This is a genomic window from Stenotrophomonas sp. JAI102 (assembly GCF_013409105.1).
GTDB classification, from domain to species: domain Bacteria; phylum Pseudomonadota; class Gammaproteobacteria; order Xanthomonadales; family Xanthomonadaceae; genus Stenotrophomonas; species Stenotrophomonas maltophilia_AA.
On sequence record NZ_JACCCI010000001.1, the window covers coordinates 187,148 to 210,635 of the forward strand.

Here is a 23,488-nt window from a genome sequence, read left to right on the forward strand (position 1 = left end):
ATGAACCGAATTACCCATTACTTCAAAAGCCTGCTGCTCCTTGAGCTGCTCGGTGGTCTGTGGCTGACCCTGAAGTACGCCTTCAAGCCGAAGTACACGATGATGTACCCGATGGAGAAGTTCCCGCAGTCGCCGCGTTTCCGCGGTCTGCATGCACTTCGCCGCTACCCCAACGGTGAGGAACGCTGCATCGCATGCAAATTGTGCGAAGCGGTGTGCCCGGCGCTGGCGATCACCATCGATTCGGCCAAGCGCGAGGACGGCACCCGCCGTACCACCCGTTACGACATCGATCTGTTCAAGTGCATCTTCTGCGGCTTCTGTGAAGAAAGCTGCCCGGTGGACTCGATCGTCGAGACCCACATTCTCGAGTACCACTTCGAGAACCGTGGCGAGAACATCGTTACCAAGCCGCAGCTGCTGGCCATCGGTGATCGGCTTGAAGCCGAGATCGCCGAGCGTCGCGCCGCCGATGCCGCTTTCCGCTGAGGTCGAATGATGGATTGGGTAAATATCAGTTTCTGGGTCTTCTCCATCGTGGCGGGCATTTCCGCCGCGGCGGTGATCAGCGTGCGCAATCCGGTCTATGCCGTGTTGTGCCTGATCCTGACCTTCTTCTCCGTAGCCTGCATCTGGATCCTGGTCGGGGCCGAGTTCCTCGGTGTCGCGCTGGTGCTGGTCTACGTCGGCGCGGTCATGGTGCTGTTCCTGTTCGTGGTGATGATGCTGGACATCGATCCCTCCAACCTGCGTGAGGGCTGGGTGCGTTACCTGCCGCTCGGCCTGGTGGTGGCGGTGACGATGCTCGTGCAGATGCTGGTGCTGATCGGCGTGAAGGGCAGGGCGGTCAATCCGTTCCCGGCCGACAACGCTGCCGCGCTGGCGGCCGACACCTCCAACATCACCTGGCTGGCCCGCAGCCTGTTCACCGAATACCTGCTGCCGTTCGAGTTCGCCGCCGTCATCCTGACCGTGGCCGTGGTTGCCGCCGTGATGCTGACCCTGCGTCGCCGTACCGGCCTGAAGACCCAGAACCCGTCCGAGCAGACCATGGTCAAGGGCAGCGACCGTCTGCGCATCGTCAAGATGGACGTCGAGAAGCCGGTCGTGCACACCAACATCAAGCCCGCCAGCAACGAGGAGGCGCAGCCATGATCACCCTTGGCCACATTCTGGCGCTGGGCGCGGTGCTGTTCTGCATCAGCCTTGCCGGCATCTTCCTCAACCGCAAGAACATCATCGTGCTATTGATGTCCATCGAGTTGATGCTGCTGTCGGTCAACATCAATTTCGTCGGGTTCTCGCGTGAGATGGGTGATACGGCCGGACAGCTGTTCGTCTTCTTCATCCTGACCGTGGCCGCGGCCGAGGCCGCCATCGGCCTCGCGATCCTGGTAACCCTGTTCCGTACTCGCCGCACCATCAATGTCGGCGAAGTCGATTCGCTGAAGGGCTGATCCGTAGATGGAAATCACTCTCTCCAAGAGTCTGTTGATCGCAGTGGTGCTCGCACCGCTGTTCGGCAGCATCATCGCCGGCCTGTTCGGTCGTCAGGTCGGTCGCGCTGGCGCGCAGGCGGTCACCATCCTCGGCGTGGCGGTCAGCTGCGTGCTGTCCAGCTACGTGCTGTACATGCTGCTGTGGGGCGGCGCCCAGCCGTTCAACCAGAACATCTATACGTTCTTCGAGGTAGGCCAGTACTCGGCGCATGTCGGCTTCATGGTCGACAAGCTGACCGCGATGATGATGGTCGTGGTGACCTTCGTGTCCTTCCTGGTGCACGTGTACACCATCGGCTACATGCAGGATGACCCGGGCTACCAGCGGTTCTTCAGCTACATCTCGCTGTTCACCTTCTCGATGCTCACCCTGGTGATGAGCAACAACTTCCTGCAGCTGTTCTTCGGCTGGGAAGCGGTGGGCCTCGTCTCGTACCTGCTGATCGGTTTCTGGTTCAAGCGCCCGACCGCCATCTTCGCCAACATGAAGGCCTTCCTGGTCAACCGTGTGGGTGACTTCGGCTTCATCCTCGGCATCGCCGGCGTGTTGTGGGTGTTCGGCACCCTCGATTACGCCACCGTGTTCGCCAATGCCCAGGTGCTGGGCCACCCGGATGCGCTGATCCAGATCTGGTCGGGCACGATCGATCTGTTCGGCACCTCCATCCCGGTGATGAGCGAGCCGGTGATCTGGTCGGTCGCTACCGTGATCTGCATCTGCCTGTTCATTGGTGCGATGGGCAAGTCGGCCCAGGTGCCGCTGCACGTCTGGCTGCCGGACTCGATGGAAGGCCCGACCCCGATCTCGGCGCTGATCCACGCGGCGACCATGGTCACCGCGGGCATCTTCATGGTCACCCGCATGTCGCCGCTGTTCGAGCTGTCGCAGACCGCGCTGAACTTCGTGCTGTTCATCGGTGCCACCACCGCGTTCTTCACCGGCCTGATCGGCATCGTGCAGAACGACATCAAGCGCGTCGTCGCGTACTCCACGCTGTCCCAGCTGGGTTACATGACCGTCGCCCTGGGCGTGTCCGCGTACTCGGCGGCCGTGTTCCACCTGATGACCCACGCCTTCTTCAAGGCGCTGCTGTTCCTCGGCGCGGGCTCGGTGATCATCGCCATGCACCACGAGCAGGACATGCGCAAGATGGGCGGCCTGCGCAAGTACATGCCGATCACCTTCGTCACCATGTGGATCGGTACGCTGGCCCTGGTCGGTACCCCGTTCTTCTCCGGCTTCTACTCCAAGGACACCATCATCGAGGCCGCGCAGCACCACGCGCATGTCTCCTCGAGCTGGGTGGCGACCTATGGGTACTGGGCGGTGCTGGGTGGCGTGGTCGTGACCAGCTTCTACAGCTTCCGTCTGCTGTTCCTGACCTTCCATGGCAAGGAACGCTTCCGCGATGCGCATGACGATCATGGCCACGACGATCACCACGCCGCTGACGCACACGCCGCCGATGCCCACCACGGCGACGCGCATCATGACGATCATGGCCACGGCCATGGCGCGCATGAGCCGCACGAAACCCCGTGGGTGGTGACGCTGCCGCTGATCCTGCTGGCGATCCCCTCGATGGTCATCGGTTTCTTCAGCATCGGCCCGATGCTGTACGGCACCGACTGGGCCGGCCACCACGCCGAGACCGCCATCCCGGGCCAGGCGCATTCGTTCTTCACCGGCATCGTCGACTTCTACGTCCCGGCGCGTGACACCATCGGTGCGCTGGCCGAAGAGTTCCACGGTCCGGTTGCCTTCGCGATCCACGGCATGATGGCCCCGGCCTTCATCCTGACGGTGGTCGGCTTCCTGCTGGCGGCGCTGTTCTACCTGTGGAAGCCGGAACTGGCCGGCAAGGCCCGCAAGACCTTCGCGCCGATCGTGTCGGTGCTGGAGAACAAGTACGGCTTCGACAAGCTCTGGATCGGCGGTTTCGCCGGCGGCGGTATCAAGCTCGGCAAGGTTTCGCGCGCGATCGACACGAATGTGGTCGATGGTGTGGTGGTCAACGGTTCGGCGCGCCTGATCGATCTGGCGGCCAACCTGCTGCGTCGCACCCAATCCGGTTTCCTCTATCACTACGCCTTCGCGATGATCATCGGCCTGATTGCCCTCCTGGGCGTCCTGATGCATTACCTGCGTTGATGACCTGTACGGAATAAGAAGACGTGTCGAACTGGCCCCTACTTAGTGTTCTCATCTGGCTGCCGATCATCGGCGGTGCATTGATCCTTGCCATCCGGGATGCCCAAACCGCCCGGTGGGCGTCCCTGGGCGTCGCGGTGCTGACCTTTGTGGCCAGCCTGTCGCTGCTCAGCGGCTATGACACGGGAATCGACGCACTGCAGTTCGTCGAGACCCGCGCCTGGATCCCCGCCTACGACATCGGTTACAACCTCGGCGTCGACGGCATCGCAATCGCGCTGATCCTGCTGACCACCCTGGTCTCGGTGCTGGCCCTGATCGGTGCCTGGAGCGCGATCGACAAGCGCGTCAACCAGTACGTGGCCGCCTTCCTGATCCTGGAAGGTGTGACCGTCGGCATCTTCGCTGCGACGGACGCGATGCTGTTCTACGTGTTCTTCGAAGCGATGCTGATCCCGATGTTCCTGATCATCGGTGTCTGGGGCGGCCCGCGCCGCATCTACGCCGCGCTGAAGTTCTTCCTGTACACCTTCCTTGGCTCGGTGCTGATGCTGGTGGCGCTGATCTACCTGTACCTGAAGGGCGGCAGCTTCCAACTGGCCGACCTGTACCAGCTGCAGCTGTCGGGCAAGGAACAGACCTGGATCTTCTTCGCCTTCCTGATCGCCTTCGCGGTCAAGGTGCCGATGTTCCCGGTCCACACCTGGCTGCCGGACGCCCACGTGGAAGCGCCGACCGCCGGTTCGGTGATCCTGGCGGCGATCGCCCTGAAGATCGGTGGCTACGGCTTCCTGCGCTTCAACCTGCCGATCGTGCCGGACGCCTCGCACGAGTGGGCCTGGCTGGTGATCGCGCTGTCGCTGGTGGCGGTGATCTATGTCGGCCTGGTCGCCCTGGTGCAGGACGACATGAAGAAGCTGATCGCCTATTCGTCGATCGCGCACATGGGCTTCGTGACCCTGGGTACCTTCATCGCGATGTGGCTGGTGCGTGACGCCGGCAACCCGGATGCGGCCCGCCTGGGCCTGCAGGGTGCGATGGTGCAGATGGTCTCGCACGGCTTCGTGTCCGGTGCGATGTTCTCCTGCGTCGGCGTGCTCTACGACCGCATGCATAGCCGCCGCATCGCCGATTACGGCGGCGTGGTCAACGTGATGCCCTGGTTCGCCACCTTCGCCATGCTGTTCTTCATGGCCAATGCCGGCCTGCCGGGTACCAGCGGTTTCGTCGGTGAGTTCATGATCATCATGGCCAGCTTCCAGCGCAATCCGTGGCTGGCACTCGGCGCGGCGAGCACCCTGGTGATCACCGCGGCGTATACGCTGTGGCTGTACAAGCGCGTGTTCTTCGGTGAAGTGGCCAATGCCCATGTCGCCGAACTGAAGGACATCAACGGTCGCGAGTGGCTGGTGTTGGGTGTATTCGCCGTGGGCACTCTTGCCCTGGGCCTGTACCCCAAGCCGCTGACCGACCTGATGGAGCCCTCGATCGCGAAGCTGGCGATGCAGATCGCATCCAGCAAGCTGCTGTAATCGGGCCGTCGAGAGTATTGATTCCAGGATTTGATGATGACCACCTCGCCGCTGTTGCCACTGACCGCCGCTGACCTCCCGCCGCTCGCTCCCGAGCTGGTGCTGGTCGGCAGTGCGTTCGCCCTGTTGATGCTTGATCTTTTCATCAGTGAGAAGAACAAGATCTGGACCCACCTGTTCTCGATCGCTGCGCTGGCGGTCGTGTTCTTCATGCTCGCCACCGGAGTGGGCGGGCAGGGCGAGGTCTTCCACGGCATGTTCGTCCGCGACAACGCGGCCGACGTGATGAAGACCGTGATCGTGCTGTGCAGCGGGCTGACCCTGATCTACGGCTGGAGCTACCTGCGCGAGCGCAAGCTCTACCAGGGTGAGATCCCGGTGCTGATCCTGTTCGCTACCGCGGGCATGATGATCCTGGTCTCGGCCGGCAGCCTGCTGATGGTCTACCTGGGCCTGGAACTGCTGGCCCTGTGCTCCTACGCACTGGTCGCCAGCAACCGTGAAAACGGCCTGGCCTCGGAAGCGGCGATGAAGTACATCGTGCTGGGTTCGCTGGCCTCGGGCCTGCTGCTGTACGGCATGTCGCTGATCTACGGCGCCACCGGCTCGCTGCACCTGGACGCCATCAATGCGGCCATCCCGCACACCGAAGAGAAGATGCTGCTGCTGACCGGCGCGGTGTTCATGATCGCCGGCGTGGCCTTCAAGCTCGGTGCGGCCCCGTTCCACATGTGGCTGCCCGACGTGTACCAGGGCGCCCCGGCACCGGTCGCGCTGTTCATCAGCTCGGCCCCGAAGCTGGCCGCGTTCGGCATGGCCTACCGCCTGCTGGAAATGGGCGTGGGTCCGCTGGCCGACGAGTGGAAGTACCTGATCGGTGGCCTGGCCGCGCTGTCGCTGGTGATCGGCAACCTGATGGCCATCGCGCAGACCAACCTCAAGCGCATGCTGGCGTTCTCGACCGTCTCGCACATCGGCTTCCTGCTGATGGGCATGGCCGGCGGTGGCGAGCGGGGTTACTCGGCTGCGCTGTTCTACGCCCTGAGCTACGCGATCATGTCCACCGCGGCGTTCGGCGCGATCATTGCCTTGTCGCGCAATGGCTTTGAAGCCGAGAAGATCGAAGACTTCAAGGGCCTCAATGCCCGCAACCCGTGGATGGCCGGCCTGGTGCTGTGCATCATGGCGTCGCTGGCAGGCATCCCGCCGTTCCTGGGCTTCTGGACCAAGCTGGCCGTGCTCGGCGCGGCGATCCAGGGCGACATGCTGTGGCTGGCCATGGTCGGCGTGATCTGCGCCGTGATCGGCTGCTTCTACTACCTGCGCGTCATCAAGGTCATGTACTTCGATGAGCCGGTGGGCGAGCCGCTGCCGGCCAACAACGACCGCGTGCTGGGCGTGGTGCTGGGCGTGAATGCCCTGGCGCTGCTGGCGCTCGGCGTGGCGTGGAACCCGATCATGGTGTGGTGCCAGCAGGCATTTGCACATATTTCGTAAAAAACGATACAAACGTGCGCAACTCGTGTAATATTCATCTCCTGAGTTGTTGATGCAGCGGTTTCGCCAGAACATCGTTGCGGTAGGTGCCAACCATTGGTTGGCGCACAATTCATCCACTTCTGCTGCGGGGTGGAGCAGTCTGGCAGCTCGTCGGGCTCATAACCCGAAGGTCGCAGGTTCAAATCCTGCCCCCGCTACCATATAGCTTCGGTGCAAACCGGAGGCAGTGGACGAATCAAGCGATACCGGAGACGGTGTCGCTTTTTTCGTTCCAGGATTCGGCTCGCGCTGGTTGTTTGGCGTTGGCGTTGACCGAGGGCTGTCGCACAGCAAATGTTTCAAAGGGGTTGCACGGGAACACGAACTCCCTTACAATTCCGCTTCTGCTGCGGGGTGGAGCAGTCTGGCAGCTCGTCGGGCTCATAACCCGAAGGTCGCAGGTTCAAATCCTGCCCCCGCTACCACAGAAAATCTGCAGTGCAGATGCAGTAGACGAAAAGGCGATCTCGGCAACGAGGTCGCTTTTTTCGTTATGGCATCGCCCGGCTTTTGCTGTGCCTTTGCACCTGACCTCGATGACTGACCTGCCAAGTGTGCAGGCAGCGGTGGGGGCAGGTTGGCGGGACCATTGGGGCGACATGGATGTCGCCCATGAGCCCCCATGGACGGGTTCACGGCGCGTCCCGCGGACCTGCCCCCGCCGCTGCCCGCGACGAAGGTTACACACCCGCTTGGCTGTTCAGCTTTCCGAATAGAGGCACCAGTAGCCACCCCAACCATTGCACCAGCGCGGTGCAACGGCTATCATCAGTGGCTTAGCGGACTGTCTACTCTTATCCCCTCAACGGATATGAACAGGCCCCGCAACCGGCTTCCAGGAACGGCAACCTGTACCCAGGCCGCCGTGACCCCCGGAACGCTGGGCTCGCAGACGCGCACCACGTGCGCATCTGCACCGGAATCCAGCATGACCGGAGTTGTACCGGACAGGGGCCCAACGGGCCCTTTGTTGTTTCCGGAAGGTGGTCCATGCAACGGACCAGCCCCGTATTTCTTTTCAACGAATCAAGGCCGACTGTGAGCGACAAGGCAACCGAAATCGCGAATCTGCTCGCCCCCACCGTTCAGTCGCTGGGTCTCGAGCTGCTGGGCGTGGAGTATCTGACCGCACCGGGCGGCGCAACGCTGCGCCTGTACATCGACGTGCCGCTGGCCGAACAGCCCGAGCGCATCGTCAACATCGACGACTGCGAGCGCGTCAGCCGCGAAGTGTCCGCCCAGCTGGACGTCGAAGACCCGATCACGGCGAACTACACGCTGGAAGTCTCTTCGCCGGGCGTGGATCGCCCGCTGTTCACCGGCGCGCAGTTCGAGCGCGCCATCGGCGAATCCGCCAAGGTGACGCTGAGCCTGCCGCAGGACGGCCGTCGCCGTCTGCAGGGCGAGATCCTCGCTGTGGATATCGAACAGGGCACGGTGACCTTCAAGGTCGACAATGCTCCGTTCACCGCCGACATCGAGAACATCGACAAGGCACGCATCATGCCGGACTGGGCCGCCCTTGGCCTGGCTCCGACCAAACCGACTGGCCCGGCACCCAAACAGGGTGGCAAGGCGAACAAGAAACCATCCAACGAGCCGGCGGCCAAAAAGCCGCGCGCGGAGTGAGCCAATGAGCAAGGAACTTTTGCTGGTAGTGGATGCGGTCGCCAACGAAAAAGGCGTCCCGCGCGAAGTCATCTTCGATGCCATCGAGGCCGCGTTGGCTTCGGCTGCCAAAAAGCGTTACCCGGAAGAAGAAGTGCTGGCCCGTGTGTCGATCGACCACAAGGACGGCAACTACGAAACCTTCCGCCGCTGGGAAGTGGTGGCCGATGACGTGGTCATGGAGTCTCCGGACCGCCAGATCCGTCTGATGGACGCCATCGATGAAGCCGACGGCGTGGAAGTCGGCGATTTCATCGAAGAGCAGATTGAAAACCCGGACTTCGGCCGTATCGCCGCACAGGCCGCCAAGCAGGTGATCGTCCAGCGCGTGCGCGAGGCCGAGCGTCAGCAGGTGGTCGATGCGTGGAAGGATCGCGTCGGCGAACTGGTCACCGGTGTGGTCAAGCGCGCCGAGCGCGGCAACATCTATGTGGACCTGGGCGGCAACGCCGAGGCCTTCATTCCGAAGGACAAGGGCATTCCGCGCGACGTGCTGCGCGCTGGCGACCGCGTGCGCGGTTACCTGGCCGAAGTCCGTTCGGAACCGCGTGGCCCGCAGCTGTTCATCAGCCGCGCCGCCCCGGAATTCATGATCGAACTGTTCAAGCTCGAAGTGCCGGAAGTCGGCCAGGGCCTGGTCGAGATCAAGGCCTGTGCACGTGATCCGGGCGACCGCGCCAAGATCGCCGTGCTGGCCCACGATTCGCGTACCGATCCGATCGGTGCCTGCATCGGCATGCGCGGTTCGCGCGTGCAGGCGGTGTCCAACGAGCTCAATGGCGAGCGCGTGGACATCGTGCTGTGGAACGAGAACCCCGCCAACTTCGTCATCAATGCGATGGCGCCGGCGGAAGTGCAGTCGATCATCGTCGATGAAGAAAAGCACTCGATGGACCTGGCCGTGGCGGAAGAGCGCCTGGCCCAGGCGATCGGCAAGGGCGGCCAGAACGTGCGTCTTGCCAGCCGCCTGACCGGTTGGCAGCTCAATGTGATGACCCAGGACCAGGTGACCGCCAAGTCCGAGGCAGAGCAGACCGTTGCCCGCCAGCTGTTCATGGACAAGCTGGAAGTGGATGAAGAAATCGCCGCCATCCTGGTGACCGAAGGCTTCAACACCGTGGAAGAAATCGCCTACGTCCCGGTCGGCGAACTGCTGGCCGTGGAAGGCTTCGACGAAGACATCGTCGAAGAGCTGCGTGCCCGTGCCCGCGATGCGCTGCTCAACGAAGCGCTGGCGGTGGAAGAGGGTCTGGAAGACGGCTCGCCGTCGGAAGACCTGCTCGCCCTGGAAGGCATGGACGAGGCGACCGCCTACGCCCTGGCCGGTCATGGCGTGCGTACCAGTGAGGACCTGTCGGACCTGGCCGCCGACGAGATCCTCGAGTTCGGCATCGAGGACATGGACCAGGAGCGCGCCGCCGCCCTGATCCTTGCCGCCCGAGCCGAGGAGATCGCCCGCCTGGAGCGCGGCGAATGAGCCAGCGATGAACAGTGCCCTGACCCGCTCAGGGCTTAGACTCCGCGCTGCCTTCGCACGTTTCGAGGGAGCGCCAACCAGATCATAGGATCCGAATGTCGCAGCAAACCACCATCCGCAAGCTTGCCGAACTGGTCAACACCCCGGTCGATAAACTGCTCGTACAACTTGCCGAAGCCGGCATGAAGTTCAGCGGTCCCGACCAGGTCGTGACCAGTACCGAGAAGGTGAAGCTCCTGGGCTTCCTTCGTCGCTCGCACGGCAAGACCGAGCAGCCCGTCGAGAGCACCGACGAAGCCGCCAAGAAGATCACCCTGAACCGTCGCAAGTTGCAGGAAGTGACCGTCAGCGCCGGCCGCAGCAAGACCACCGTCAACGTGGAAGTGCGCCAGAAGCGTACCTACATGAAGGACGCCAGCGGCAAGCCGATGACCGCGGATGAGGAGCGCGCCGACATCCTGCGCAAGCTGGAGGAATCCCGCCAGCGCAATCTGGACGAGCAGCGCGCACTGGCCGAGAAGGACCGTGCGCGCGATGAAGAAATCGCCCGCAAGCGTCAGGAAGAAATCGACGCCAAGGAACGTGCCGAAGCCGAGCGCAAGGCGGCCGAAGCCGCTGCCGAAGCAGCCAAGAACGCACCGCCGGCTCCGGCCCCGGTTGCGGCCAAGCCCGCTGCTGCCGATGCACCGGCCCGCAATGCGCGTCCGTCCGCGCCGTCGGCTGCCCGTCCGGCACCGCGTTCGGACGATCGCAACTCGAACAACAACAACAACCGTCCGGGCGCCAAGCGCGACGACGATGGTGGCAACCGCTTCGCCGGTCAGCTGCATCTGTCGGCCGCCGATCGTGCCCGCCGCGGCAACAACAGCAACTCGCGCGGTCGTCCGACCGGGCGCGTGCAGCACGGCAGCCGCCGTGACAGCAACCAGTCGCGCAGCGGCGGTGGTGCCCATGGCTTCGAACGTCCGGTCGCGCCGATCGTGCGTGACGTGACCATCGGCGACACCATCACCGTCGCCGATCTGGCCCAGAAGCTGGCCGTCAAGGGCGGCGATGTGGTCAAGGCGCTGTTCAAGATGGGCGTCATGGCGACCATCACCCAGACCATCGACCACGATACTGCCGCGCTGGTGACCGAAGAACTCGGCCACAACGTGATCCGTGCCAACACCAACGACGCCGAAGACGCGCTGCTGGCGCTGGCCGGTGGCAACCAGGGCGAGCCGGTGGCACGTCCGCCGGTCGTCACGATCATGGGCCACGTCGATCACGGCAAGACCTCGCTGCTGGATTACATCCGCCGCACCAAGGTCGCCACGGGCGAAGCCGGTGGCATCACCCAGCACATCGGTGCGTACCACGTTGAAACGCCGAAGGGCGTGATCAGCTTCCTGGACACCCCGGGCCACGCGGCGTTTACGTCCATGCGTGCCCGCGGTGCCAAGCTGACCGACATCGTGGTGCTGGTGGTGGCTGCCGACGACGGCGTCATGCCGCAGACCAAGGAAGCCATCCAGCACGCCCGTTCGGCGGGTGTGCCGCTGATCGTGGCGATCAACAAGATCGACAAGTCCGGCGCCGATCCGATGCGCGTCAAGAACGAGCTGCTCACCGAGCAGGTCGTGTCCGAAGACTTCGGTGGCGACACCCAGATGGTCGAAATCTCGGCCAAGGCTGGCCTCGGCATCGACGACCTGCTGGATGCGATCTCGATCCAGGCCGAACTGCTGGAACTGAAGGCCGTGGCCGACGGCCGCGCCACCGGCGTGGTCATCGAGTCCTCGCTGGACAAGGGCCGCGGCCCGATCGCCACCGTGCTGGTGCAGCAGGGTTCGCTGAAGAAGGGCGATTACCTGGTCTGCGGTATCCAGTACGGCCGCGTGCGCGCCCTGTTCGACGAAACCGGCGCACAGCCTGAGCAGGCGGGTCCGTCGATTCCGGTGCAGGTGCTGGGTCTGTCCGGCGTGCCGGATGCCGGCGATGACTTCGTCGTGGTCGAAGACGAGCGTCTGGCCAAGGACGTCGCGCAGCAGCGCGAAACCAAGCGCCGTGAATCGCGTCTGGTGCAGTCTGCCGGCAGCCGCATGGAAGACATCATGGCGACCCTGGGCAAGGGCGATGGCCAGCAGGTGCTTAACCTGGTGATCAAGGCCGACGTGCAGGGTTCGGTGCAGGCGCTGAGCCAGGCACTGGTCGCGCTGTCCAACGACGACATCCGCATCAACGTGATCCACTCCGGCGTGGGCGGCATCACCGAGTCGGACGCCAACTCGGCGGTTGCCTCCAAGGCCACCGTGATCGGCTTCAACGTGCGTGCCGACGCCTCCGCGCGTCGTATCATCGAGTCCAACGGCGTGGACCTGCGTTACTTCTCGATCATCTATGACGTGATCGATCAGGTGAAGCAGGTGGCATCCGGTCTGCTCGGCGTGGAAATCCGCGAAGAGATCATCGGTATCGCCCAGGTCCGCGATGTGTTCCGCAGCTCGAAGTTCGGTGCGGTCGCAGGCTGCATGATCATCGAAGGTACGGTGAAGCGCAGCAAGCCGATCCGCGTCCTGCGCGACAGCGTCGTGGTCTTCGAAGGCGAGCTGGAATCGCTGCGTCGCTTCAAGGAGAACGTCGAGGAAGTCCGCAACGGTACCGAATGCGGTATCGGCGTGAAGGCTTACAACGACGTCAAGCCGGGTGACCAGATCGAGTGCTTCGAGCGTATCGAAGTGCCGCGCACCCTGTAATGTCGCGCTGTGGCCCGACCAACGGTCGGGCCCTACCGTTATGTAGAGCCCGACCGTTGGTCAGGCCACGCAGTGATGTAGAGCCCGACCGTTGGTCGGATCCCGTATACCCGTAGCGCCCGACCGTTGGTCGGGCGTCAACTGAATCAAGAGTGCCTCGTGCCAAAGACCTTCCATCGAACCGACCGTGTTTCCGCCCAGATCCGCCGCGAACTGGGGACGCTCGTGCACAACGCCGTGCGTGTACACGGCCTGCCTTCGGTGAGCGTCTCCGACGTGGAAATCACCCGTGACATGGCGCATGCCAAGATCTTCGTCACCGCGCTGATGCCCGAACGTTCGGTGGAAGCGATGAAGGGCCTGAAGGAACTGGCCTGGGAATTGCGCATGGAGCTGGCGCGTGCGATGAAGCTGCGCCACGTGCCCGAGCTGCACTTCCACTACGATGATTCGGTGGACCGCGGTGAGCGCATCGACAACATCCTGCGCGACCTGCCCGATACGCTGGCGGCAGAGAAGAGCCGGCAGGGTGATGAAGGCGATGAAGGTGTCGAAGACGACACCGACGAAGGCGAAAAGAAAGTCTGATGGACCAACAGCCCGAAAGGGCTGTTGTCTTATGGGGCGGGGCCTGTCGCAGCGCGACCGCTCCGCCGGAGGCCGGATTGACCGGCAGCGCCACACGGCGCCGTTTTGAATTGAATGCATGGCACCTCGAATTTCGTTCCGCCGCCTGGATGGCATCCTGCTGCTCGACAAGCCCACCGGCATGAGCTCCAACGCGGCCCTGCAGGTGGCGCGGCGCCTGTACCGGGCAGAGAAGGGCGGCCACACCGGCAGCCTGGACCCGCTGGCCACCGGCCTGCTGCCGCTGTGCTTCGGTGAAGCCACCAAGATCGCCGGCCTGCTGCTCGGCTCGGCCAAGGCCTACGACGCCGAGGTGGTGCTGGGCCAGACCACCGATACCGATGACGCCGATGGCACCGTGCTGCGCGAGCGGCCCGTTCCGGCCATCAGCGCAGCGGCGCTGGAGGCGGCGCTGGCCCCGCTGCGCGGTCGCATCCGCCAGCGCGCCCCGATCTATTCCGCGCTCAAGCAGGGCGGCGAGCCGCTGTACATGAAGGCCCGTCGCGGCGAGGCGATCGAGGCGCCCGAGCGCGATGTCGAGGTGCACGCCCTGGAGGTGCTGGACCAGCAGCCGACGCGTCTCTCCCTGCGGGTGACCTGCGGTTCAGGCACCTACATCCGCAGCCTGGCCCGGGATCTCGGTGAGACCCTGGGCTGCGGCGCGCATATCGCGGGCCTGCGCCGGCTGTGGGTGGACCCCTTCCGCGAGGCCCCGATGGTCACCCTGGAGACCCTGCGGGCGCTGGCCGAGCAGGGCGATGAGGCCGGCATGGAGGCCCTGTTGCTGCCGCTGGACGCAGGTCTGGCCCATTACCCCCGGGTCACCCTGGACGACGAGCAGACCCCCCGCTTCCGCGTGGGTCAGCGCATCCGCGACGCCGGCTGGCCGCAGGGTGGGGTGGTCGTCTTCGGCCCGGGCGAGGCGATCCAGGGCCTGGGCCAGGTCGATGAGACCGGTCTGCTGGCGCCGCAGCGCCTGTTCAACCTCTGACCGACCCGGCCCGGGACCACCCCGGTCCTTGTTCCGGAGGGCCACGGACGTTACAATTCCGCGGCCTTTTCAGGCTTCCCGCGTTCTGCGGGTTCATCCTTTCGTTCACGGCGAGTCGCGCGGTACGTCAATGGGACGTTTCTGCGGGCCACGCATCCAAGAGAAAAAAGATATGTCGATCGACACCCAGAAGGTCATTGAAGACAACAAGCGCAGCGCGGCTGACACCGGCTCCCCGGAAGTCCAGGTCGCTCTGCTGACCGCCCGCATCGAACTGCTGACCGGCCACTTCAAGACCCACAAGAAGGATCACCACAGCCGTCGTGGTCTGCTGCAGATGGTCAACCGTCGCCGCAGCCTGCTCGACTACCTGAAGAAGAAAGATGCTCCGCGTTACAAGGCCCTGATCGAAAAGCTCGGCCTGCGTCGCTAAGCACGAACCCCCACCGCGGCGCAGGAATGCGCCGCGGTTTTGTTTTGGCAGTACCGCATCAAACGTATGGGCCGGACAACCGGTCACCCGTCGGCGGCAAGGGTCGCCCGCGGTCCATTGAAGAAAGCATCATCCAAGGAAACCCCCGTGGCAAAAATCACCAAAACCTTCCAGTACGGCAAGCACACCGTCACGCTTGAAACCGGCGAAATCGCCCGTCAGGCCGGCGGTGCCGTCATCGTCAAGTTCGACGACACCGTGCTGCTGGTCTCCGCCGTTGCCGCCAAGAGCGCGCGTGAGGGCCAGGATTTCTTCCCCCTGACCTGCGACTATCAGGAGAAGTTCTACGCAGGTGGCCGTATCCCGGGCGGTTTCTTCAAGCGCGAAGGCCGCGCGACCGAAAAAGAGACGCTGATTTCGCGCCTGATCGATCGCCCGATCCGTCCGCTGTTCCCGGAAGACTACAAGAACGAAGTCCAGATCATCGCTACGGTGATGTCGCTGAACCCGGACATCGATGGTGACATCGCTGCCCTGATCGGTGCCTCGGCTGCGCTGTCGCTGGCCGGTACCCCGTTCAAGGGTCCGATCGCCGCCGCCAAGGTCGGTTACAAGAACGGTGAGTACATCCTCAACCCGACCGTGACCGAGCTGAAGGATTCGGAACTGGAACTGGTTGTCGCCGGTACCGCCAACGCAGTGCTGATGGTGGAATCCGAAGCCGCGCTGCTGTCCGAAGACGTGATGCTGGGCGCCGTGACCTTCGGTCACCGCGAAATGCAGAAGGTCATCAACGCGATCAACGAGCTGACCGTGGAAGCCGGCACCAAGCCGTCGACCTGGGAAGCCCCGGCCAAGAACGACGTGCTGATCAGCGCCCTGCAGGAAGCCATCGGCCCGCGCCTGGGCGAAGCGTTCCAGGTGCGCGACAAGCTGCAGCGCCGTGACGCCATCTCGGCGATCAAGAAGGACGTGGTCGAGTCGCTGGCTGGCCGTGTGGCCGCCGAAGGCTGGAACCCGGCCGAGCTGTCGAAGGAATTCGGCGAGCTGGAATACAGCACCATGCGCAACTCGGTGCTGGACACCAAGGTCCGCATCGACGGCCGTGCGCTGGACACCGTCCGCCCGATCTCCGTGAAGACCGGCATCCTGCCGCGTACCCACGGCTCCTCGCTGTTCACCCGCGGTGAGACGCAGGCGATCGTGACCATCACCCTGGGCACCGCCCGTGATGGCCAGGTCATCGATGCCGTCGCCGGTGAGTACAAGGAAAACTTCCTCTTCCATTACAACTTCCCCCCCTACTCGGTGGGTGAGACCGGCCGCATGATAGGCCCGAAGCGTCGCGAAATCGGCCACGGCCGCCTCGCCAAGCGCGGCGTGCTGGCAGTGATGCCGTCGCTGGAAGCCTTCCCGTACACCATCCGCGTGGTCTCGGAAATCACCGAATCCAACGGCTCCTCGTCGATGGCCTCGGTCTGCGGCTCCTCGCTGGCCCTGATGGACGCCGGCGTGCCGGTCAAGTCGCCGGTGGCCGGTATCGCCATGGGTCTGGTCAAGGAAGGCGATCGCTTCGTCGTCCTGTCCGACATCCTGGGTGACGAAGATCACCTGGGCGACATGGACTTCAAGGTGGCCGGTACTGCCGAGGGCATCTCCGCCCTGCAGATGGACATCAAGATCGAAGGCATCACCGAAGAGATCATGAAGCAGGCACTGCAGCAGGCCAAGGCTGGCCGTCTGCACATCCTGGGTGAAATGGCCCACGGCCTGACCGCCCCGCGCGAAGAGCTGTCGGACTACGCGCCGCGCCTGCTGACCATCAAGATCCACCCGGACAAGATCCGCGAAGTGATCGGCAAGGGTGGTTCCACCATCCAGGCCATCACCAAGGAAACCGGCACCCAGATCGACATCCAGGATGACGGCACCATCGTCATCGCGTCGGTCAACGCCATCGCTGCGCAGGCTGCCAAGGCCCGCATCGAGCAGATCACCTCGGACGTCGAGCCGGGCCGCATCTACGAAGGCAAGGTCGCCAAGATCATGGACTTCGGTGCGTTCGTCACGATCCTGCCGGGCAAGGACGGCCTCGTCCACGTGTCGCAGATCTCCAGCGACCGCGTCGAGAAGGTCGGCGATGTGCTGAAGGAAGGCGATGTGGTCAAGGTCAAGGTCCTGGAAGTCGACAAGCAGGGCCGTATCCGCCTGTCGATGAAGGCCGTCGAAGAAGGCGAGGGCGTCACCGCCGAGTAATCGGCCCACGCCGATCTCGCGGCAGGTGAGGACCGTTGGTCCTCACGCTTTCGCAGATACGAAAAAAGCGGGCTTCGGCCCGCTTTTTTTGTGCCCGATGCGACCCGCATGACACGAACAGTCACGCTGCAGCACGTTGCATGACGTCACGAGGCGGCCCGGAAGACCGCATGGACTGTCCGCTGGACGGATTCGCAGGACATCGTCACCGATGGCACGCACAGCGTGCGCCGCACTGCTAACGTGGCCTCGCCTTCGACCGGGGAGATCCCATGTTCCGTCCTGCCGTCGCTGTTCTTGCCGTCCTGATCGCCACCATGTTGCCGCAGGCGGCCTCCGCCGCCGAGCCGTTGCCCACGGTCATCGGCGCGTATTACCCCGGCGGCTCCGCCGACCGCTATCCGGTGGAAGACATTCCGGCCGACACGCTGACCCATCTGTTCTACGCGTTCGCCACCATCGACCAAGGTGAGTGCGTCGTCGCGCCGCAGGCCGACGCGCACTTCAAGGCACTGGCCACGCTCAAGCGCGCGCATCCGACGCTGCATACGCTGATCTCGATCGGTGGCTGGAACGCCGGCGGCTTCTCCGATGCGGCGCTGACCGCGGAAAGCCGCCAACGCTTCGTGTCCTCCTGCGTGGCGATGTTCTTCGAGCGCCACCGCGGCAGCTTCGACGGCGTGGACATCGATTGGGAGTTCCCCGTGTATGGCGGGCCGACTGGGATCACCGACCGCCCGGAAGATCGGCGCAACATGACCCTGCTGGTGCAGGAGTTCCGGCGCCAGCTCGATGCGCTGGACAAGGCCGACGGCCAGCATCGGCTGGTCACCGCCGCATTGCCTGCCGGTCGGGTGCAGACCGATGGTCCGTACGATCCGGCACGCAGTTATGAGCTCAAGGCGCTGGGTCACGCGCTCGATTTCATCAACCTGATGAGCTACGACATGGGCACCGGCTTCTCGGCGGTGTCCACCTTCAACGCGCCCCTGCACGCGGTGCCGGAGGATCCGCTGGCGCCGGAACTCAAGCGCTGGAACAGCGTGGCCGGGGCGGTGGCCTACTACGAGCAGCAGGGAGTGCCGAAAGAGAAGCTGGTGCTGGGCGTACCGTTCTACGGTCGTGGCTTCACGCTGGAGGGCGATGCCAACCACGGCCTCTACCAGCGCTACAGCGCGCCGCATCCGGCCGGTGACTGGCGGCAGATCCAGGCCGGCATGCTCGGCCAGCCCGGCTGGGAGCGGCACTGGCACCCGGCCGCGCAGAGCCCGTGGCTGTACAACGCCACCGAAAAGGTCTTCGTCAGCTTCGAGGATCCCACCTCGATCGGCCTGCGCGCGAGCTTCGCCAGGGACAACGGCCTGCGCGGCGTCTTCATGTGGGAGCTGACCGGCGACGATGCGCAGGGCAGCCTGCTCAAGGCCATGGTGGCGCCGTTCCAGGGCCCTGCGAAGTAACCCCACGGGAAGAGGGCGCCGCGACCCAGGCGCGTGCCCTATGCTTGCCCGCATGGAGAGCGTCCGCCTGCTGGATCTGCACATCGACCGCAACGCACAGCAAGTGCGGCGCGGGGATGAGCTGTTGCCGGTCAACGGGCTGAGTTGGCGGCTGTTGGAGTGTCTGCTGGCCCATGGCAACGCCGTCGTCGATTTCGACACGCTGGCCGATCAGGTGTGGGCACCGGCGGTGGTCGGCGAGGATGCGATCAGCCAGCGCGTGAAGCTGCTTCGTCAGGCGCTGGGCGATGACAGCCGACGGCCACGGTATGTGCGCTCGGTGCGCGGCCGTGGCTACCAGCTGTGCGCGTCGCCGCAGCCGGTGATGCACGACACCGTGGCCACCGTCAGCGCGGAGGGCGCCCTCGCGTCACGCCGGCACGGCGGTGCTCGCTGGATCTGGTGGGTGGCGGGCGTGACCGTCGTCGCGGTGGCTGCCGCGTTGATCGCGGTCCGTCCCGGTACCGCGCCGGTGTCGCCTGCCGATCCGGTGCTGCAGCGCGCTGCCTATTACGCGGGCATCGGGCAGGCCAGCAACAACGAGCGTGCGATCGGGCTGTACCGCCAGGCGCTGCAGATGGATCCGGAATCGTTGATGGCCAAACGTGGGCTCGCCCGTGCACTGGCGGCCGACGCCTGTCTGTTCAACGGCGCACGCGAACGCGCGCAGGAAGCCCTGGTGTTGGGCGACGAACTGGTGCGCAAGGTGCCGGACGATGCGGCCAGCTGGGCCGCGCGCGGTTATGCCCACGATTGCCTCGGCGCAATGTCGCAGGCCATGGCGGACTACCGGCAGGCCCTGCAGCGCGATCCGGGTGACGAGCGCACGCGTGCATCGCTGGCCTATCTGCAGCAGGAAAAAGGCGACCTCGCGCAGGCCCTGCAGGACAATCTGTCGCTGCGCGCGCCCGAGCGTGTCCGCTTCCGCGACGTGCAGGTCGCGCGCGAACTGGAGCTGCTGGGTTTCACCGATGCCGCCGCGCGCCGGCACGCACGCAACTTCCAGCTCTATCCGGACAATGTGTTCGCCAACATCGCCTGGCCGCACAGCCTGTTGTCGATGGGCGAGCCGGGCAAGGCACGGCAGGCACTCGATCAGGCACTCGCTCGCGGGACGCCGCACCCGCAGTTGCTGCGCCTGCAGGGCGAGATGCTGTTGTTGAGCGGGAATCGCAAGGGTGCCGCTGAAGCCTTCGAGCAGAGCCGTGCCCTGCGCCCGCAGCAGTCGATGGGCCAGACCTTGGCCGGCCTGTACGGCGATGCCGCAGCCACACCCGCGTGGATCACCGGGCACCTGCAGGTGCTGGAGGGCCAGGCCTACGATGGCTGGTCCGACACCGCGCTGGAGCGCGCGATGTTGCTGCAGGCCCTGGGCGACGACGCCGCAGCGCTGGCCGCCCTGCATCACGCGGTGAACGCCGGCTTCCGCGATGCGGGGTGGTTGCGCGCCACCCCCTTGTTTGCGCCGCTGCACGGTGCGGCCGGCTGGCAGGGACTGCTCGAAACGATCGAGACGGACGTAGCTGCCCAGCGTGCCCAGGTGTTGGCCGCGCCGTGGCGGCCAACAGACCTCGAGGGCCTCAGCGCAGCGCGGGCAGCAGGAACTCGGTGAGGATGCGGCGCGACTGCGGGTGGGCGAAGCTGCGGTTGTAGGCCTGGCTGGTGATCACGGCCACCAGCTTCTTCTCCGGCATCACGAACACGTAGTTGCCGCCGTTGCCGGACATCGCCCACACCGTCGTTTCCTGCGCGTCGACCGGAAGCTTCAGCCCCCACCACTGGTAGCCGTAATCGCTGCCGTCAGCGGTGGTGGCCTGGCCGCTGAGCATCGCCCGGACATAGCGGGCCGGGATCAGCTGCCGGCCCTGCCAGCGCCCCTCGGCCAGCACCAGCTCGCCCAACCGCGCCAGGTCACGGCTGCGGTAGCGCGTTCCGCCGCCGCCCATGCCGATGCCTTCCGGGGAGCGGTTCCACCTGCTCGCGGTGATGCCCAGCGGGCGCTCCAGCACCTGCGCGGCGTAGTTGGCCAAGGGCCGCTTCGTGGCCTGTTCCAGCACCGCGCCGAGCACGAAGGAGTTGGCCGTGCAGTAGGCGTGTGACCGGCCATGCGGGCTGTCCTCCGGGCGCGTCATCCACGGTGCGAAGCCTTTGACCGGCAGCGACAACGCGAAGTCCAGCCAGTGCTCGGTCACGTACATGCGCTCTTCGTTACCGGCCGAGAACGCATTCTCGTCATCGCACTCCCACAGCGTGCTCATGGTGAGCAGGTCTTCCACCGTCATCGAGCGCAGCCGTGCATCCACCGGATGGCGGGCGGTGAACGCGGGGAAGTAGTCGTACACACGGGCCTGTACGCCGGGCAGGGACCCGTCGCCGATGGCCGCGCCGACCAGCATCGCGGTCACGCTCTTGCTGGCCGAGCGCACGTCATTGAGCGTGTCCGCCGTGCCACCGTTGAAGTAGCCCTCGTACGCCACCTGGCCGTCCACCAGCAGCAGGACGCTGGTGACCTGTTTGATGTCCTGGGTGGCGATCGCCAACTCCAGCGCGGTGATCCGGGCGCTATCCAGCGCCACGGGTGCCGCGGGAGAGGTCAATGGCAGGGCGGCCGTCAGGGCGAAGGCCAAGGCGGCAAGTCGGTGTCGGTAGTGGTGCATGGGCAGGGCTCCTCGAGATGAGGGTCGACTACGCCATGACGCGGTCTGAAGTGCTGGAAACGCGGCTGAAGAATTCTGAAAGCCCGCCGCAGCAGGCTTTCAGGGTGATCAGCGCGGTGCACTCCACACGCTGTTCGGGTCGCCATGCCGCGCGCGGCGCAGGCTCGCACGGGCCAGCGTGGCAAATCCGAAGGCCAGTGCCAGCGCCACCGCGTCCACCCAGAACAGCGGCCAGTAGCCACGTGCCGCGCTCGCCCACGGCCAGTAGCCGGTGAGTGCGCCGTGTACCACCGCCACCAGCGTGGTGCTGATGGCGGCGGCCCAGAGCAGCTCACGGGCGGCCTGGTCGGGGCGACGCAGTGCCGCCCACAGCGCACACGCGGCCCAGGTGGCGAAACAGATCCAGCGGATGCCGTGATCGACTGCCTGCGGCGCGACCTGCTCCAGGATCTGCGCGCCCACGAAGCTCGCCGAAACCGCGACGCACAGCCCGATGCACACCCCCACCGTGGCCCGGGCCATGTTGATCTGCGCGCGCCCCTGTTCGACCTGGCGCCGCTTGCGACGCGATTCGATCCACAGCAGGTTGCCGGAATAGAACAGGAAGGCGCCGCCCAGGCCGAGCAGGAAGTACAGCCAGACCACCACGCCATTGCCGAACTCGCCGAAATGCAGCGCGTAGGCCGCACTCAGGGTGGCGTGGTTGGCATCGCGCTGGCCGGGCAGCTGGCTGCTCAGCAGCCGTCCGCTGGCCGCATCCAGGCCGACCGCGCCGAGCGGCCCCAGGGTGCCGCCGGATTCGCCGGTGATCTCGATCGTGGCATTGGCATCGCCGGCATGGGCAAGCTTCAGGAAGGCCGGTTCGAAATCGGCCACGCCCTGGGTGCGGGCCACCTCGATGGCACGGGCGTGCAGCATGCGCAGGTTCGTTCCATTGCCGGACGGGCCGCTGGGCTCGCGTACCGGCGCGGTGTCCATCGCGGCCGGCACCGCCTGCAGCAGCTTGCCGTCGAAGATCAGCGGATTCAGCGCCGCCATCTGCAGGAAGATCAGACAGAGCAGCGCGCCGGTGACCGCGAACATCAGGTGGAAGGGCAGGCTGAGCACACCGATCACGTTGTGTGCGTCCTGCCACATCTGCTTGAGGTTGCGGCCCGGGCGCAGCGCGAACAGATCACCGAACAGCTTGGGCAGGTGGATGACCAGGCCGCTGAGCAGGGCCACGCCATACAGCAGGCTGACGATGCCCATCAGGTAGGTGCCCGCGACCGGCAGGCCGAGGCTGTAGTGCAGTTCGTTGACCAGCTCGGCCAGCCCGGTCTGCGGCGGCGTGATGCTGCCGTCGTAATGGTCCAGCCAGGCATACAGCCAGGTGCCCTTGGCATCCTGCCAATACGCGATCGGCTGCGGATGGTCGCCGCCGGGGAAGGTCATGCCCACATGGGTGCGTGCGGCCGGGTGGCGCTCGAGCACGCCGTCGAGCAGGCGCTGCGCGTCGTCCAGGCTGGCGGCGGGCGTGTCCACCGCATGCGGGGTCTGCCACAGCGGCAGATCGTGGTGGAACAGGGTCAGCGCGCCGGCATAGAACGCCACGAACAGCGCGAAACCGGCGACCAGGCCGACCCACGTATGCAGCGTGGTGAAGGTGCGCAGGGTGTGGGAACTGAACTTCATCGCATCGCTCTCATTGCACCGCGCCGGTCAGGCGCAGCAGCCACAACAGGCCGAATCCGGCCACGGCGGTCGCGCTCATCACCGCCCACGCGCGCGGGCCGGTGCGGAAGCTGAAGGCCCAGATCGCGGCCAGCATCCACAAGGGAATGAAGGCGATCAGGCTGGGCACCAGCGCGTTCTGCCACGGCCCCGGCGGCAGCCAGGCGACCAGGCCGGTGGCCGCGGCCGCGACGAAGAACCCCGCCAGGAGGCCGGCGCCCGCGCGGGCCCACATCAGCGCATCACCTGTGCCGGGCGGTGCCACGCGGCCAGCAGCGGGAGCAGGATCGCCACCAGCATCCAGCTGCACAGCATCACCACCACACCAGTGGCGATGCCCAGGTTGGCGATCCACAGCCACAGCGCCGCCACGGCAGCCACCAGGCTGATCTGCCGGCCCAGGCGGCCGGCACGACGCAGGCGGGGCCAGCGGCAGTGCGGTGAGGCGGCATACAGCGCCAGCGCGGAAAAGGCGGAGCCGGCCAGCGCCAGGCTGCAGAAGCCGAGCGAGGTCAGCGCAACAGTGATCATCGGGAATCCAATCGGCAAACCTGTCCTGGGCAGGACAGTAATCCGCGCATGGTAATCATTGCGGTTTGTGGGCGCCACACGGACGCATTCAGGCGGTCCGCGGCCGGGCTGCAGCCGGGGGCGGCGCATTCATCGGCGGATTGGTTTAAGATCAGGGCAACTCTATCGAGGCAACAAAG

The 23,488-nt window shown here is 65.2% G+C and carries 19 protein-coding genes and 2 tRNA genes; 17 read left to right on the top strand and 4 right to left on the bottom strand.

Annotated features, from left to right (window positions below; genetic code table 11):
• The 17 genes from nuoI to HDC96_RS00935 all read left to right on the top strand — a co-directional run bounded on the left by nuoI (position 1) and on the right by HDC96_RS00935 (position 20,020).
• Entirely contained in the window at positions 1-489 is a 489-nt protein-coding gene (nuoI, locus tag HDC96_RS00855; protein ID WP_121038409.1) for an NADH-quinone oxidoreductase subunit NuoI, read from the top strand.
• A 9-nt stretch (positions 490-498) separates the two neighbouring features.
• Positions 499-1,155, top strand: a complete 657-nt coding sequence (locus HDC96_RS00860) for an NADH-quinone oxidoreductase subunit J (protein WP_179458353.1) — start codon at positions 499-501, stop codon at positions 1,153-1,155.
• Positions 1,152-1,457 carry an NADH-quinone oxidoreductase subunit NuoK gene (gene nuoK / locus HDC96_RS00865; protein WP_019182685.1) on the top strand — a complete coding sequence of 102 codons (306 nt, stop codon included), beginning with the start codon at positions 1,152-1,154 and terminating at the stop codon, positions 1,455-1,457. Before HDC96_RS00860 ends, nuoK begins: the two co-directional genes overlap by 4 nt.
• Positions 1,458-1,464: 7 nt before the next feature.
• A complete protein-coding gene (gene nuoL, locus HDC96_RS00870; protein ID WP_179458354.1) occupies positions 1,465-3,651 on the top strand; it encodes an NADH-quinone oxidoreductase subunit L in 2,187 nt (728 codons plus the stop codon).
• Between the two features lie 23 nt (positions 3,652-3,674).
• Positions 3,675-5,183 carry an NADH-quinone oxidoreductase subunit M gene (locus tag HDC96_RS00875; protein ID WP_179458355.1) on the top strand — a complete coding sequence of 503 codons (1,509 nt, stop codon included), beginning with the start codon at positions 3,675-3,677 and terminating at the stop codon, positions 5,181-5,183.
• A 36-nt stretch (positions 5,184-5,219) separates the two neighbouring features.
• Positions 5,220-6,680 (top strand): NADH-quinone oxidoreductase subunit NuoN, encoded by a 1,461-nt coding sequence (nuoN, locus tag HDC96_RS00880; RefSeq protein ID WP_176989302.1) that lies wholly within the window; start codon positions 5,220-5,222, stop codon positions 6,678-6,680.
• A gap of 126 nt (positions 6,681-6,806) precedes the next feature.
• Positions 6,807-6,883, top strand: a tRNA-Met gene (locus HDC96_RS00885).
• A 187-nt stretch (positions 6,884-7,070) separates the two neighbouring features.
• A tRNA-Met gene (locus HDC96_RS00890) sits at positions 7,071-7,147 on the top strand.
• 613 nt (positions 7,148-7,760) lie between these two features.
• Positions 7,761-8,351, top strand: coding sequence for a ribosome maturation factor RimP (gene rimP / locus HDC96_RS00895; protein ID WP_176989303.1), 591 nt, complete (start codon positions 7,761-7,763; stop codon positions 8,349-8,351).
• A 4-nt stretch (positions 8,352-8,355) separates the two neighbouring features.
• A complete protein-coding gene (nusA, locus tag HDC96_RS00900; RefSeq protein ID WP_176989304.1) occupies positions 8,356-9,867 on the top strand; it encodes a transcription termination factor NusA in 1,512 nt (503 codons plus the stop codon).
• Between the two features lie 95 nt (positions 9,868-9,962).
• Entirely contained in the window at positions 9,963-12,605 is a 2,643-nt protein-coding gene (gene infB / locus HDC96_RS00905) for a translation initiation factor IF-2 (protein ID WP_179458356.1), read from the top strand.
• A gap of 159 nt (positions 12,606-12,764) precedes the next feature.
• A complete protein-coding gene (gene rbfA / locus HDC96_RS00910; RefSeq protein WP_176989306.1) occupies positions 12,765-13,193 on the top strand; it encodes a 30S ribosome-binding factor RbfA in 429 nt (142 codons plus the stop codon).
• A 118-nt stretch (positions 13,194-13,311) separates the two neighbouring features.
• Positions 13,312-14,223: a tRNA pseudouridine(55) synthase TruB gene (truB, locus tag HDC96_RS00915; protein ID WP_179458357.1), complete on the top strand. Its 912-nt coding sequence runs from the start codon at positions 13,312-13,314 to the stop codon at positions 14,221-14,223.
• 172 nt (positions 14,224-14,395) lie between these two features.
• Entirely contained in the window at positions 14,396-14,656 is a 261-nt protein-coding gene (rpsO, locus tag HDC96_RS00920) for a 30S ribosomal protein S15 (protein ID WP_038687260.1), read from the top strand.
• Positions 14,657-14,803: 147 nt separating this feature from the next.
• Positions 14,804-16,912: a polyribonucleotide nucleotidyltransferase gene (gene pnp / locus HDC96_RS00925; RefSeq protein ID WP_179458358.1), complete on the top strand. Its 2,109-nt coding sequence runs from the start codon at positions 14,804-14,806 to the stop codon at positions 16,910-16,912.
• Between the two features lie 272 nt (positions 16,913-17,184).
• Complete coding sequence (locus tag HDC96_RS00930; RefSeq protein WP_179458359.1) at positions 17,185-18,369, top strand: glycoside hydrolase family 18 protein; 1,185 nt, start codon at positions 17,185-17,187, stop codon at positions 18,367-18,369.
• A gap of 40 nt (positions 18,370-18,409) precedes the next feature.
• On the top strand, positions 18,410-20,020 hold the full coding sequence (locus tag HDC96_RS00935) for a winged helix-turn-helix domain-containing protein (RefSeq protein WP_179458360.1): 1,611 nt from the start codon (positions 18,410-18,412) through the stop codon (positions 20,018-20,020).
• On the opposite strand, the gene HDC96_RS00940 is transcribed toward HDC96_RS00935, so the two are convergent.
• The 4 genes from HDC96_RS00940 to HDC96_RS00955 all read right to left on the bottom strand — a co-directional run bounded on the left by HDC96_RS00940 (position 19,989) and on the right by HDC96_RS00955 (position 23,309).
• Positions 19,989-21,065, bottom strand: a complete 1,077-nt coding sequence (locus tag HDC96_RS00940; protein ID WP_179458361.1) for a serine hydrolase — start codon at positions 21,063-21,065, stop codon at positions 19,989-19,991. The two genes, HDC96_RS00935 and HDC96_RS00940, sit on opposite strands and share 32 nt — an antisense overlap.
• Before the next feature lie 108 nt (positions 21,066-21,173).
• Entirely contained in the window at positions 21,174-22,739 is a 1,566-nt protein-coding gene (locus tag HDC96_RS00945; protein WP_179458362.1) for a PepSY-associated TM helix domain-containing protein, read from the bottom strand.
• Between the two features lie 10 nt (positions 22,740-22,749).
• Positions 22,750-23,013 carry a hypothetical protein gene (locus HDC96_RS00950; RefSeq protein WP_179458363.1) on the bottom strand — a complete coding sequence of 88 codons (264 nt, stop codon included), beginning with the start codon at positions 23,011-23,013 and terminating at the stop codon, positions 22,750-22,752.
• Entirely contained in the window at positions 23,013-23,309 is a 297-nt protein-coding gene (locus tag HDC96_RS00955; protein ID WP_179458364.1) for a hypothetical protein, read from the bottom strand. Before HDC96_RS00955 ends, HDC96_RS00950 begins: the two co-directional genes overlap by 1 nt.
• Between the last annotated feature and the right edge of the window lie 179 nt (positions 23,310-23,488).